This window comes from Bradyrhizobium sp. BRP56, from assembly GCF_020194035.1.
Lineage (GTDB): Bacteria > Pseudomonadota > Alphaproteobacteria > Rhizobiales > Xanthobacteraceae > Bradyrhizobium > Bradyrhizobium australafricanum.
Map to the genome: position 1 here is coordinate 55,785 of NZ_JADYVV010000033.1, position 12,436 is coordinate 68,220.

Consider the following 12,436-nt stretch of genomic DNA (forward strand, 5'->3'; position numbering starts at 1 on the left):
GGCGACGAGGAGGCTGCAGACGGAGCCTCTGCGACAGCGGCAGGGCGGCTGCGCGAGGGGATGGGACGTTTGGAGGCCCCAAGCCGTTGACCGCGCAGGCGCTTTTGTGGCCTAGTCCGCCGTCCCCGGACGGGACCCGAAAATCACCCAAAGCCACCCAAAATCCTTGCGATTTCATGACCGCCGAACGCTATAACGCCCGTGAATCCGAACCCCGCTGGCAGCGCCTGTGGGACGAAAAGGCGATCTTCGCCTCCAAGAACGACGATCCGCGGCCGAAATACTACGTGCTCGAGATGTTCCCGTACCCGTCGGGGCGCATCCATATCGGCCATGTCCGCAACTACACGCTCGGCGACGTGCTGGCCCGCTTCATGCGCGCCAAGGGCTACAACGTGCTGCACCCGATGGGCTGGGACGCGTTCGGCCTGCCGGCCGAGAATGCCGCGATCGAGCGCAAGGTGGCGCCGAAGGCCTGGACCTACGACAACATCGCCGCGATGAAGAAACAGCTGCGGTCGATCGGGCTGTCGCTCGACTGGAGCCGGGAATTCGCGACTTGCGACCCCAGCTACTACAAGCATCAGCAGAAGATGTTTTTGGACATGCTGCGCGCCGGCCTCGCCGAGCGCGAGAAGCGCAAGCTGAACTGGGATCCGGTCGACATGACCGTGCTCGCCAACGAGCAGGTGATCGACGGCCGCGGCTGGCGCTCGGGCGCCGTCGTCGAGCAGCGCGAGATGAGCCAGTGGGTCTTCAAGATCACGAAGTACTCGCAGGAGCTCCTGGAAGCGCTGGATGGTCTCGACCGCTGGCCCGACAAGGTGCGGCTGATGCAGCGCAACTGGATCGGCCGCTCGGAGGGCCTGTTGATCCGCTTCGCGCTGGATGCGGCGACCACGCCTGCCGGCGAGAGCGAGCTGAAGATCTTCACCACGCGACCGGACACGCTGTTCGGAGCCAAGTTCATGGCGATCTCGGCGGATCATCCGCTGGCGCAGGCGGCCGCCGCGAAGAACCCGAAGCTCGCGGAGTTCATCGCCGACATCAAGAAGATCGGCACCGCGCAGTCGATCATCGACACGGCCGAGAAGCAGGGTTTCGACACCGGTATCAAGGCCGCGCATCCGTTCGATCCGAGTTGGAAGCTGCCGGTCTATGTCGCGAATTTCGTGCTGATGGAATACGGCACCGGCGCGATCTTCGGCTGCCCGGCGCACGACCAGCGCGACCTCGACTTCGTCAACAAGTACAATCTCGGCAATGTGCCGGTGGTCTGCCCCGAGGGCCAGGACCCGAAGACGTTCGTCATCACCGACGTCGCCTATGACGGTGACGGCCGCATGATCAATTCGCGCTTCCTCGACGGCATGACGATCGGCGCGGCCAAGGAAGAGGTCGCCAAGCGGCTCGAGGCTGAGTTGCGTGGCAATGCTCCGGTCGGCGAGCGGCAGGTGAATTTCCGGCTGCGCGACTGGGGCATTTCACGCCAGCGCTACTGGGGCTGCCCGATCCCGGTGATCCACTGTCCGACCTGCGACGTGGTGCCGGTGCCCGGCGACCAGCTGCCGGTGACGCTGCCGGAGGATGTCAGCTTCGACAAGCCGGGCAACGCGCTCGACCATCACCCGACCTGGAAGCACGTCAGCTGCCCGAAGTGTGGCGGCAAGGCGGTGCGCGAGACCGACACGATGGACACCTTCGTGGACTCGTCCTGGTATTTCGCGCGCTTCACCGACCCGTGGAACGAGACCGCGCCGACCACGCCTGCGGTCGCCAACCGGATGATGCCGGTCGATCAGTATATCGGCGGCGTCGAGCACGCGATCCTGCATCTGCTCTACAGCCGCTTCTTCACCCGCGCGATGAAGGCCACCGGCCACGTCGACATGAGCGAGCCGTTCGCCGGCATGTTCACCCAGGGCATGGTGGTGCACGAGACCTACCAGAAGGCCGACGGCAGCTGGGTCACGCCGGCCGAGGTGAAGATCGAGGTTGGCGGCAACGGCCGCCGCGCGGTGCTGATGGCGACCGGCGAGGACATCGCGATCGGCCCGATCGAGAAGATGTCGAAGTCGAAGAAGAACACCGTCGATCCCGACGACATCATAGCGAGCTACGGCGCCGACGTCGCGCGCTGGTTCATGCTGTCGGACTCGCCGCCGGACCGCGACGTGATCTGGAGCGACGAGCGCGTACAGGGCGCCTCGCGCTTCGTGCAGCGGCTGTGGCGGCTGGTCAACGAATCGGCAGAGATCGCCAAGGCGGCGCCGGCAGCACGGCCGGCGACGTTCGGATCCGAGGCACTGGCGCTGCGCAAGGCCGCCCACGGCGCGCTCGACAAGGTGTCGTCCGGGATCGAGCGGCTGCATTTCAACGTGTGTCTCGCCCATATCCGCGAGTTCGCCAATGCACTGTCCGAGGTGCTGGCGAAGGGCGACAAGCCGGCGCCGGACCTGGCTCCAGATGTTTCTTGGGCCGTCAAGGAGGCGGCGACCATCCTGGTGCAGCTGTTTTCGCCGATGATGCCGCATCTGGCCGAGGAATGCTGGGTGGTTCTGGGCCAGGCCGGGCTGGTTTCCGAGGCCGATTGGCCGCAAATCGAACGCGATTTGCTGGTCGAAGACAGCGTGACCCTGGTCGTCCAGGTCAACGGTAAAAAACGAGGTGATGTTACCGTGCCACGGGCGGCCCAAAATGCGGATATAGAGGCTGCCGTTTTGGCGCTCGATGCGGTAAAAGCCGCCTTGGGCGGCAAACCCGTCCGCAAGGTGATCGTGGTGCCCATGAGGATCGTCAATGTTGTCGGCTAGGATCAGGATCGCCGCCCGGCTCGTGGCCGTGGCTGCCTTGGCCGCGCTGACGGCCGGATGCTTCCAGCCGATGTATGCCGAGCGCACCCTCGACGGCCAGTCGTCCGCTCTGCGCGAGAAGCTGATGGGCGTCGAGGTTCCGCCGGTCGACAAGCCGAACGCCTCGCGTGAGGCCCGGGTCGGCGTCGAGGTCCGCAACGCCCTCGCCTTCAAGCTCTACGGCACCGCCACCGGCGCACCGCCGACGCATCGGCTGGTGCTGCGCTTCACCACCAGCCGCTCCTCGCTGATGATCGACCAGGCCACGGCGTTGCCGACCAGCGAGAACTACGGCATCGACGCCCAGTTCAACCTGGTCGAGATCGCGTCGAACAAGTCTGTGATGACCGGCACCACGTTCTCGCGCGTGTCCTACGACATGCCCGGCTCCTACCAGCGCTTCGCCCGCGCCCGCGCCTTCCGCGACGCCGAGGACCGCGCCGCGCAGGAGATCGCCGACAACATCCAGACCCGGCTCGCCTCCTTCTTCTCCACCGGAACCTGATCGCCGCATTGGTCGCGCTTCGCGGAAAAGAGATCGACAGCTTCCTCGCCCGGCCTGACGCCGGCCGTCCGATCATCCTGCTGTACGGCCCGGACCTCGGGCTGGTGCGCGAGCGTGCGGACGCGCTGATGGCCTCCGCGGTCGACGATCCCAACGATCCATTCTCGCTGGTGCGGCTCGATGGCGACGAACTCGCCGCCGAACCGTCGCGGCTGGTCGACGAGGCCATGACGGTGCCGCTGTTCGGCGGCCGCCGCGCCATCCGCGTCCGCGCCGGCTCGCGCAACTTCTCGAGCGGCGTCGAGACGCTGACCGAGACCACAGCGCTCAGGGATTGCCGCATCGTGATCGAGGCCGGCGAGCTCAGGCCGGAATCGCCGCTGCGCAAGATCTGCGAGCGCGCCAAGAATGCAGTAGCGATCGGCTGCTATCCCGATACCGAGCGCGACCTCACCAAGCTGATCGAGGACGAGCTGCGCGTATCGAATCTGCGGCTCGCGCAGGACGCGCGCGCGGTGCTGATGTCGCTGCTCGGCGGCGACCGCATGGCCTCGCGCAACGAGCTGCGCAAGCTGGCGCTGTTCGCGCACGGCAAGGGCGAGATCACGCTCGAGGACGTCATGACCGTGGTGTCCGACGCCTCCGAGCTGAAGCTCGATCCGATCGTCGACGGCGCCTTCGCCGGCAACGCCGCGCTGGTCGAGAGCGAGTTCACGAAAGCAATGGTCGCCGGCACCTATCCCGGCGTGATCATCTCGGCCGCGCAGCGCCAGGCGGCATGGCTGCACAAATCGGCGCTGGCGATCGCGGACGGCACGCCGGCGTCGGCCGTGCTCGACGGCGGCTTCCCGCGGCTGCACTTCTCGCGCAAGCCTGCGGTCGAGATCGCGCTGCGCAATTTCACGCCGCCGCGGCTGGTGAGCGTGATCGATCTGCTCGCCACCGCGGCGCTGGACATGCGCAAGCAGGCCTCGCTCGCCGCCGTGATCGCGCAGCGCGCGCTGCTCTCGATCGCGGCGAATGCGAAGCGGCGGGGGTGATATCGAGCTGTATTTGGAGACGTCATTGCGAGCGAAGCGAAGCAATCCACCGCTCCGCACGCGCGGAAAGATGGATTGCTTCGTCGCTATCGCTCCTCGCAATGACGTGGAGGGACGACGGAAAAACTAACCGCCCTCGAGCCGCCGCACCACCTCGTCGAGTTGCTCGAGGTTGCGGTAGCTGATCTGGACGGTGCCGCCGGGATCGCGATGGCTGACGGTGACGGCAAGGCCGAGCGCATCGCTGACGCGCTTCTCGAGCGCCAGCGTGTCGGCATCCTTGTCGACCTTGGCCGCGCTGCCACTGCGCGCCTTCTGCGGCTTGCGCTCCGGCACGCCCTCCTCATGCGCCAGCGCCTCGGCCTGGCGGACGTTGAGGCCTTCGGCGACGATGCGCTTCGCTGCAGCGAGCGGATCCGGCACGCCGATCAGCGCGCGGGCGTGGCCGGCGGAGAGATCGCCCTTCGAGATCAGCGCCTGCACCTCGGCCGGCAGCTTGGTCAGCCGCATCATGTTGGCGACATGGCTGCGGCTCTTGCCGACGATCTTGGCGATCTCTTCCTGGCTGCGTTTGAACTCGTCGGCGAGCGCGTGATAGCCCTGCGCCTCTTCCATCGCATTGAGGTCTTCGCGCTGGACGTTCTCGATGATCATGATCTCGAGCGCGTCGGAATCAGAGACCTCGACCGGCACGATCGGCACTTCGTGCAGGCCGGCGAGTTGCGAGGCGCGCCAGCGGCGCTCGCCGGCGATGATCTCGTAGCGGTCCTGCGCGCCCTTGATCGCACGCACCACGATCGGCTGGATCACGCCGCGCTGCCTGATCGAATCGGCGAGCTCGCCGAGCTCGGTGTCGGCGAAGGTGCGCCGCGGGTTGCGCGGGTTGGCCTTGAGGAATTCGATCGGCACCTTGCGCTGGTTGCGCGGCCGCTCGACATGCGCGGCCGCCTCGCCTCCGACATCTCCGATCAGGCTTGCCAGCCCGCGCCCCAGTCGCGAACGCGCTTCATCGGCCATTGTTGCGAGCTCCCTTGGATTCACACGCAGTACTCCAGACTTGAATTTCAGAAGAAACGTAGGATGGGTAGAGCGAAGCGAAACCCATCGCGGCTCGCAATGAGAGTGATGGGTTTCGCTTCGCTCTACCCATCCTACGCAACATCAATGCGTGCGCAGCTCGCGCTCGCGCTGGATCACTTCGGTGGCGAGCTTGAGATACGCATCGCTGCCGGCGCATTTGAGGTCGTAGACCAGGACCGGCTTGCCGTAGGACGGTGCTTCCGAGATGCGCACGTTGCGCGGGATCATGGTGTCATAGACCTTGTCGCCCATGAACTGGCGCACGTCGGCAACCACCTGGTTGGAGAGGTTGTTGCGCGAGTCGAACATGGTCAGCACGATGCCGTGGATCGACAGGCTCGGATTGAGCGTCGAGCGCACCTGCTCCACGGTCTGCAGCAATTGCGACAGACCTTCGAGCGCGAAGAACTCGCATTGCAGCGGCACCAGGATCGCGTCCGACGCCGCCATCGCATTCACCGTGAGCAAATTGAGCGAGGGCGGGCAGTCGATCAGGACATAGGTGTAGTCGGCTTCCGGCGAGACATTGTTGTTCAATCCTGCGATCGCATCGCGGAGCCGGAACGCGCGGCCCGGCGTGGTGCCGAGCTCGAGCTCGAGGCCGGAGAGGTCCATGGTGGAGGCGGCGATATGCAGCCGCGGCACCGCGGTCGCGACCACGGCATCGCGCAGCGGCGCTTCGCCGATCAGCACGTCGTAGGTCGAGCAGCTGCGGTTGCGGCGATCGATGCCGAGGCCGGTCGAGGCGTTGCCCTGCGGATCGAGATCGACGATCAGGACGCGCTCGCCAATCGCAGCGAGTGCGGTCCCAAGATTGATCGCTGTGGTGGTCTTGCCGACGCCGCCCTTTTGGTTGGCGAGCGACAGGATGCGCGGATGGCCAGGCGGCTGGGACGCCTTATCCTCTTGATAAACCTCGTCCATCACAGTCATACCAAAATACCATTTGCTCTCGCGGAGTCCCCTAGCGCCGCTCGATTGACCCGAGTTCGACGATCCAGCCCTGTCCGCCGGTCCGGCTGGAGTGTAGCTTTGGCTCAATAATCCAATATTTAGTGGCCTCGGTCAATTCGGCCTCTACATCTTGACCCTTCAAAAACAGCGCCTTGGCGCCCTTTTTGACCCACGGCTCCGCAAAGCCGATGAGTTGATGTAACGGAGCCAGCGCCCGCGCGGTGACGCAATCGATGGGCCCCAGGATTCTATCCACAGTATCCCCGATATCAGCCAGATGCACCGCCCCCGGCGAGCCCGTCACCCGTATCGCCTCGCGCAAGAATGCCGCCTTCTTGGCGATTCGCTCAACCAAATGAATCGACGCGCCCGGGGTCTCGGCCAGCGCGCAGGCCAGCACGACGCCGGGGAAGCCGCCGCCGCTGCCGAGATCGACCCACGACTTCGCCGTCGGCGCGAGGCCCAGGAGCTGCAGCGAATCGGAGACGTGGCGGGTCCAGAGGGTCGGCAGGGTCGATGGCGCGACGAGATTGGTCTTGGCCTGCCACGCCAGGAGGAGAGCGATGTAGCGGTCGAGGCGCGCCTCTGTTTCACGTGAAACAGGCGTCAGCGCGAGCGCCGCGGCCTTGTCCTTGGCGGAGACGCTGAGTTCGGCGGATTGTGAAGTTGAAGCCATTCTCTGGAATGCCGGTCGAGCTCGTCATTGCGAGCGAAGCGAAGCAATCCATAGTGCCATCTGGGGAAGCGATGGATTGCTTCGTCGCTTCCGCTCCCCCGCAATGACGGACCGCCTCCCGTTTCACGTGAAACGTCAGGCAGATGCCTTCGCAGTCTTCCGCCGGGCTTCCCGCCGGAGATAGGCCGCCAGAATACCGAGCGCCGCCGGCGTCATGCCGTCGATCCGGCCCGCCTGCCCGACCGTCCGCGGCTGCGCCGTCTGCAACTTGGCGCGCGCTTCGTTCGAGAGACCCGGCACATCGGCGTAGTCGACGTCGGTCAGAACCAGGCCCTCGTCACGCCGGAAGGCGTCGACATCGGCGGTCTGGCGCTTCAGATAGACATCGTATTTCGCATCGATCTCGAGATGCACCGCGATCGCAGGGTCAATGGCCGACAGCTCCGGCCAGATCGCCCGGACCGCGGGCCACTCGATCTCGGGGTAAGCCAGCAGCTCGAAGGCCGACCGGCGATGGCCGTCGCGATTGAGCGCGAGCCCGTGCTTGGCGGCCTCATTCGGCGTGATCGCGAGCGACTTCGCCAAGGTCTTGGCCGCATCCAGCGCCGCCATCTTGGTTCGATGGCGCTCGGCGCGAGCCGTTCCGACGCATCCGAGCGCAATACTCTTGTCGGTCAGGCGCTGGTCGGCGTTGTCGGCCCGCAAGGTCAGCCGGTACTCGGCGCGCGAGGTGAACATGCGATAGGGCTCGGTGATCCCGCGGGTCACGAGATCGTCGATCATCACGCCGAGATAGCCGTCGGCGCGGTCGAACACGATCGGATCGGCATCGCCGGCAGCGAGCGCCGCATTGAGCCCGGCGACAACGCCCTGCCCCGCCGCCTCCTCATAGCCCGTGGTGCCATTGATCTGGCCGCCCAGGAAAAGCCCGCGCAGACGCTTGGTCTGCAGGGTCGGATCGAGCTCCCGCGGATCCACGTGGTCGTATTCGATCGCGTAGCCCGGCCGGACCATCTTCACCCGCTCGAGGCCTGGAATGCTGGCGAGGATCGCAAGCTGGACCTCTTCCGGCAGCGAGGTCGAGATGCCGTTCGGATAGACAGTGGTGTCGTCGAGCCCTTCCGGCTCCAGGAAGATCTGATGGCCGTCGCGGTCGCCGAAGCGGACGATCTTGTCCTCGATCGAGGGGCAATAGCGCGGTCCGGAGCTCTTGATCTGACCGGAATACATCGGCGAGCGATGCACATTGGCGCGGATCACCTCATGGGTCGACGGCGTGGTCCGGGTGATGCCGCACTGGATCTGCGGGGTCGTAATCCGGTCAGTCATGACCGAAAACGGCTCCGGAGGCTCGTCTCCGGGCTGCATTTCGACCGCGGACCAGTCGATCGTGGTGCCGTCGAGGCGCGGCGGCGTCCCGGTCTTGAGCCGGCCGAGCAAAAACCCTGCCCGTTCGAAGGAAGCAGACAGGCCCATGGCCGGCGCCTCGCCGACCCGACCCGCCGGCCAATTCTTTTCCCCGAGATGGATCAGACCACGCAGGAAGGTGCCGGTCGTGATGACAACCGCCCCCGCCGACAGCCGGCGGCCATCGCCCAGGCAAATGCCGGTCACGCGGCCATCGACGACGACCAGTTCATCCGCCTCGCCTTCGATGACGCTGAGGTTCGCGGTCTCGGTGATCGCGGCCTGCATCGCGGCCGCATAGAGCTTGCGGTCGGCCTGGGCCCGGGGGCCACGAACCGCCGGACCCTTTCGACGATTGAGCATGCGAAACTGGATGCCGCCGGCGTCGGCCACCCGGCCCATCAGACCGTCGAGTGCATCGACTTCGCGGACCAGATGACCCTTGCCGAGCCCGCCGATGGCGGGATTGCACGACATCGCGCCGATGGTCGCGAAACGATGGGTCACCAAGGCAGTCTTCGCGCCCATCCGGGCAGAAGCGCTCGCGGCCTCGCAGCCGGCATGGCCGCCGCCGATGACGATGACGTCAAATGAGTCTGCCCTGGAAGTCATGCCGGGACTTCTATCGTGGAGTCATGAAAGCCGGAAGAACGAAGTTGGGATCGCCGCTCTGAGACCGAAGCCCGAGGCAAATATGTACTGCTTCGCTTCGCGCGCAATGACGGATGGGACCGTTTCACGTGAAACAGTGCGGCTGTATGATCGGCAATTGTTTCACGTGAAACAGGATGAGGGTTCCTTAACCAGATCGAAACCATGTTTCACGTGAAACAGATGGGCGCCCGCTACTTCCCGACGCAGAATTCGCGGAAGATAACATCAAGAATGTCTTCGACGTCCACCCGGCCGAGTAGACGACCGAGTGAGTAGGCAGCCCGGCGGAGTTCCTCCGCCGCCAGTTCTTCGCCCTGCCCGACCACGTCCATGCTGCGCTGGAGAGATTCGACGGTCTCCTGCAATAATCCGCGCTGCCGCGTCCGGCTGATCAAGCCGGCTTCGCTGGCTCCAAAATAGTCCTGAGCGAACCCGACCAGCGCGGCGATGAGCTCTGACAACCCGTCGCCACGAGCAGCCGAGATCCTGAATTCGGGGTAACTGCCACCCTCGCCCGCCGCGGTCCTGACCAGGTCGATCTTGTTCCGCACCAGCCAGGTCGGCGTCGCTCCGCCATGTCCCGCCTTTGCATCGCCGCTGTCGGCCAGCCACAGCACGAGGTCCGCCTCCGCGGCGCGGGCGCGGGCGCGGCGGACACCCTCCTGCTCGACCGGGTCGTCGGTCTCACGGATGCCGGCAGTGTCGATGACCGTCACCGGATAGCCATCGAGGTCGAGCTGCACCTCGATCACATCGCGGGTCGTGCCGGCATGTGGCGAGACGATCGCGACCTCGCGCTTGGCGAGCTGATTGATCAGGGTTGATTTGCCGACATTCGGCGGACCGGCGATCGCGACCACCAGGCCGTCGCGCAACCGCTCGCCAAGCCCCTGCCCTGCAAGGACTTGCTTGATCTCATCATGCAGCGCGCGGATCTTCTCGAGCGCCGGCCCGATCAGCTCGGCCGGCACATCGCCTTCATCCGAGAAATCGATGCCGGCCTCAATCAGCGCCGACGCCGCGATGATCCGCTCGCGCCAGTCGCGCGCGCGGTCGCCGAGCAACCCCTTCAACTGGCGCAGCGCCTGGCGCCTTTGACGGTCAGTGTCGGCGTGGATCAGGTCGTCGAGGCCCTCGGCCTCGGTCAAGTCGAGCTTGCCGTTCTCGAAGGCCCGCCGGGTGAACTCGCCCGGCTCGGCCGGCCGCACGTTGTCGAATGCCGCGATCGCATCGAACATCGCCGCCAAGACGGCGCGTCCGCCATGGACATGAAATTCGGCGACGTCTTCGCCGGTGGCACTGGCCGGGCCTGGAAACCACAGCACGACCGCGTCATCGATCGGTTGATGGTTCGAATCGCGGAGCAGCGCGCGGGTCGCCAGCCGCGGCACCGACGTCCTGCCCGCCAGTCCTACAATGACCGACTCGGCCATTGGGCCAGACAACCTGACGATGGCGATCGCACTCGGCGGCCGTCCGGAGGACAATGCGAAGATGGTCTGGTCGCGCGGATGCATCGCCTATTTCTTCCAGCAAATCGGCAAAGGCAATGCCGCTTCGATTGCGCACCCCATACCGTAAAATGCTGCGACGCAGCATGATCTGATTTCACTGCAGCAGCCGCGCAGCAATTTTGCTGCGGTGTCGTCACCTAGATCACAAAGCTACGATATAAATATGAATAAATTCAGATAGTTAGCTGAAAAATCAGTGCGGGGGCCACTCCTTTTATGCTGCACTTCGCTGCAGCAAATCCGCAGCATGAAAAAAGGCGCCCCGTTTGTGCGGAACGCCCTGTTCCTTTCGGCCGTGGCCTCAGGTGTTCATGGAATCGAAGAATTCCGAGTTGCTCTTCGTATTCCGGAGCTTGTCAAGCAGGAAGTCGATGGCGTCCATGGTGCCCATCGGATTGAGGATGCGGCGCAGGACGTACATTTTCTTGAGCACCTGCGGATCGGTGATCAGCTCCTCCTTGCGGGTGCCGGAACGGGCAATATCGATCGCCGGGAAGGTCCGCTTGTCCGAAACCTTGCGGTCGAGGATCAGTTCGGAGTTACCGGTGCCCTTGAACTCTTCGAAGATGACTTCGTCCATGCGGCTGCCGGTATCGACCAGCGCGGTCGCGATGATGGTCAGCGAACCGCCCTCCTCGATGTTGCGCGCGGCACCGAAGAAGCGCTTCGGACGCTGCAGCGCGTTGGCGTCGACACCGCCGGTCAGCACCTTGCCGGATGACGGCACGACGGTGTTGTAGGCGCGGCCGAGGCGCGTGATCGAATCGAGCAGGATCACGACGTCGCGGCCGTGCTCGACGAGGCGCTTGGCCTTCTCGATCACCATCTCGGCGACCTGGACGTGACGCACCGCAGGCTCGTCGAAGGTCGACGACACCACCTCGCCCTTCACCGAGCGCTGCATGTCCGTGACTTCTTCCGGACGCTCGTCGATCAGAAGCACGATCAGATAGCAGTCGGGATGATTGGCGGTGATGGAGTGCGCGATGTTCTGCATCAGCACCGTCTTGCCGGTGCGCGGCGGCGCCACGATCAGCGCGCGCTGGCCTTTGCCAATCGGCGCGACGATATCGATCACGCGCGCGGAAAGGTCCTTCTTGGTGGAATCCTCGAGCTCCATGCGGAAACGCTGATTGGGAAACAGCGGCGTGAGGTTGTCGAAATTGACCTTGTGCTTCGACTTTTCCGGATCTTCGAAATTGAGCGTGTTGACTTTCAGCAGCGCGAAATAGCGTTCGCCTTCCTTCGGGCTGCGGATATGGCCTTCGATCGTGTCGCCGGTGCGCAGGCCGAAACGGCGGATCTGCGACGGCGAAACGTAGATGTCGTCGGGGCCGGGCAGGTAGTTCGCGTCGGGCGAACGAAGGAAGCCGAAGCCGTCGGACAGCACCTCGACAACGCCCTCACCGATAATGTCGGTCTCGGCGATCGCGAGCTGCTTGAGAATTGCGAACATCAGCTCCTGCTTACGCATCGTGCTGGCATTCTCGACCCCATTCTCTTCCGCGAACGAGACGAGCTCGGCCGGCGTTTTCGATTTGAGGTCCTGGAGTTTGATTTCCCGCATTGGGGTCGTCCTGTGAGGAAGTAGGTAGGGAAGGGGTGCGAGGTGGCTCTGGAAAAAGCGGACGCCAAAGGAAGGTCCGCAGGTCTCAGCCAGGAAAGTGCCGTTTGGGCTTTCAAACCTGATGCGGCGCCGGTCCGAAAAGAACCGGAACGCGACCACATCCGCCTGCGTGGGGTGGGATAAATCC

Annotated in this window: 10 protein-coding genes; 4 read left to right on the forward strand and 6 right to left on the reverse strand. The window is 64.8% G+C overall.

Annotated elements, in window-relative coordinates:
• Positions 1 to 176: 176 nt before the first annotated feature.
• The 3 genes from leuS to holA are packed head-to-tail and all read left to right on the forward strand — an operon-like array spanning position 177 to position 4,397.
• Complete coding sequence (gene leuS / locus I6F38_RS23045) at positions 177 to 2,813, forward strand: leucine--tRNA ligase (protein ID WP_225161909.1); 2,637 nt, start codon at positions 177 to 179, stop codon at positions 2,811 to 2,813.
• On the forward strand, positions 2,800 to 3,357 hold the full coding sequence (lptE, locus tag I6F38_RS23050) for an LPS assembly lipoprotein LptE (protein WP_028342005.1): 558 nt from the start codon (positions 2,800 to 2,802) through the stop codon (positions 3,355 to 3,357). The genes leuS and lptE overlap by 14 nt, the downstream gene beginning before the upstream one ends.
• 8 nt (positions 3,358 to 3,365) lie before the next feature.
• On the forward strand, positions 3,366 to 4,397 hold the full coding sequence (gene holA, locus I6F38_RS23055) for a DNA polymerase III subunit delta (protein WP_225161910.1): 1,032 nt from the start codon (positions 3,366 to 3,368) through the stop codon (positions 4,395 to 4,397).
• Between the two features lie 126 nt (positions 4,398 to 4,523).
• On the opposite strand, the gene I6F38_RS23060 is transcribed toward holA, so the two are convergent.
• From I6F38_RS23060 to mnmE, 5 genes are all read right to left on the reverse strand, one after another.
• Positions 4,524 to 5,414, reverse strand: coding sequence for a ParB/RepB/Spo0J family partition protein (locus I6F38_RS23060; RefSeq protein WP_225161911.1), 891 nt, complete (start codon positions 5,412 to 5,414; stop codon positions 4,524 to 4,526).
• Positions 5,415 to 5,558: 144 nt separating this feature from the next.
• Positions 5,559 to 6,410, reverse strand: coding sequence for a ParA family protein (locus I6F38_RS23065; protein ID WP_028342002.1), 852 nt, complete (start codon positions 6,408 to 6,410; stop codon positions 5,559 to 5,561).
• Positions 6,411 to 6,441: 31 nt separating this feature from the next.
• Positions 6,442 to 7,107 (reverse strand): 16S rRNA (guanine(527)-N(7))-methyltransferase RsmG, encoded by a 666-nt coding sequence (gene rsmG, locus I6F38_RS23070; RefSeq protein ID WP_225161912.1) that lies wholly within the window; start codon positions 7,105 to 7,107, stop codon positions 6,442 to 6,444.
• Between the two features lie 135 nt (positions 7,108 to 7,242).
• Positions 7,243 to 9,126, reverse strand: coding sequence for a tRNA uridine-5-carboxymethylaminomethyl(34) synthesis enzyme MnmG (gene mnmG / locus I6F38_RS23075; RefSeq protein WP_225161913.1), 1,884 nt, complete (start codon positions 9,124 to 9,126; stop codon positions 7,243 to 7,245).
• Between the two features lie 233 nt (positions 9,127 to 9,359).
• Positions 9,360 to 10,655: a tRNA uridine-5-carboxymethylaminomethyl(34) synthesis GTPase MnmE gene (gene mnmE, locus I6F38_RS23080; protein ID WP_249794261.1), complete on the reverse strand. Its 1,296-nt coding sequence runs from the start codon at positions 10,653 to 10,655 to the stop codon at positions 9,360 to 9,362.
• Here mnmE and I6F38_RS23085 point away from each other — a divergent pair.
• Complete coding sequence (locus I6F38_RS23085; RefSeq protein WP_225161938.1) at positions 10,585 to 10,749, forward strand: hypothetical protein; 165 nt, start codon at positions 10,585 to 10,587, stop codon at positions 10,747 to 10,749. The two genes, mnmE and I6F38_RS23085, sit on opposite strands and share 71 nt — an antisense overlap.
• A 234-nt stretch (positions 10,750 to 10,983) precedes the next feature.
• Here I6F38_RS23085 and rho read toward each other — a convergent pair whose 3' ends face one another.
• A complete protein-coding gene (gene rho / locus I6F38_RS23090) occupies positions 10,984 to 12,249 on the reverse strand; it encodes a transcription termination factor Rho (RefSeq protein WP_021078151.1) in 1,266 nt (421 codons plus the stop codon).
• Positions 12,250 to 12,436 lie beyond the last annotated feature (187 nt).

Excerpts from the sequence above, each read along its gene's own strand:
- I6F38_RS23085 (WP_225161938.1), top strand. The coding sequence starts at position 10,585 with ATGACCGACTCGGCCATTGGGCCAGACAACCTGACGATGGCGATCGCA.
- rho (WP_021078151.1), bottom strand. The coding sequence starts at position 12,249 with ATGCGGGAAATCAAACTCCAGGACCTCAAATCGAAAACGCCGGCCGAG.
- I6F38_RS23060 (WP_225161911.1), bottom strand. The coding sequence starts at position 5,414 with ATGGCCGATGAAGCGCGTTCGCGACTGGGGCGCGGGCTGGCAAGCCTG.
- rsmG (WP_225161912.1), bottom strand. The coding sequence starts at position 7,107 with ATGGCTTCAACTTCACAATCCGCCGAACTCAGCGTCTCCGCCAAGGAC.
- lptE (WP_028342005.1), top strand. The coding sequence starts at position 2,800 with ATGTTGTCGGCTAGGATCAGGATCGCCGCCCGGCTCGTGGCCGTGGCT.
- leuS (WP_225161909.1), top strand. The coding sequence starts at position 177 with ATGACCGCCGAACGCTATAACGCCCGTGAATCCGAACCCCGCTGGCAG.
- I6F38_RS23065 (WP_028342002.1), bottom strand. The coding sequence starts at position 6,410 with ATGACTGTGATGGACGAGGTTTATCAAGAGGATAAGGCGTCCCAGCCG.
- mnmG (WP_225161913.1), bottom strand. The coding sequence starts at position 9,126 with ATGACTTCCAGGGCAGACTCATTTGACGTCATCGTCATCGGCGGCGGC.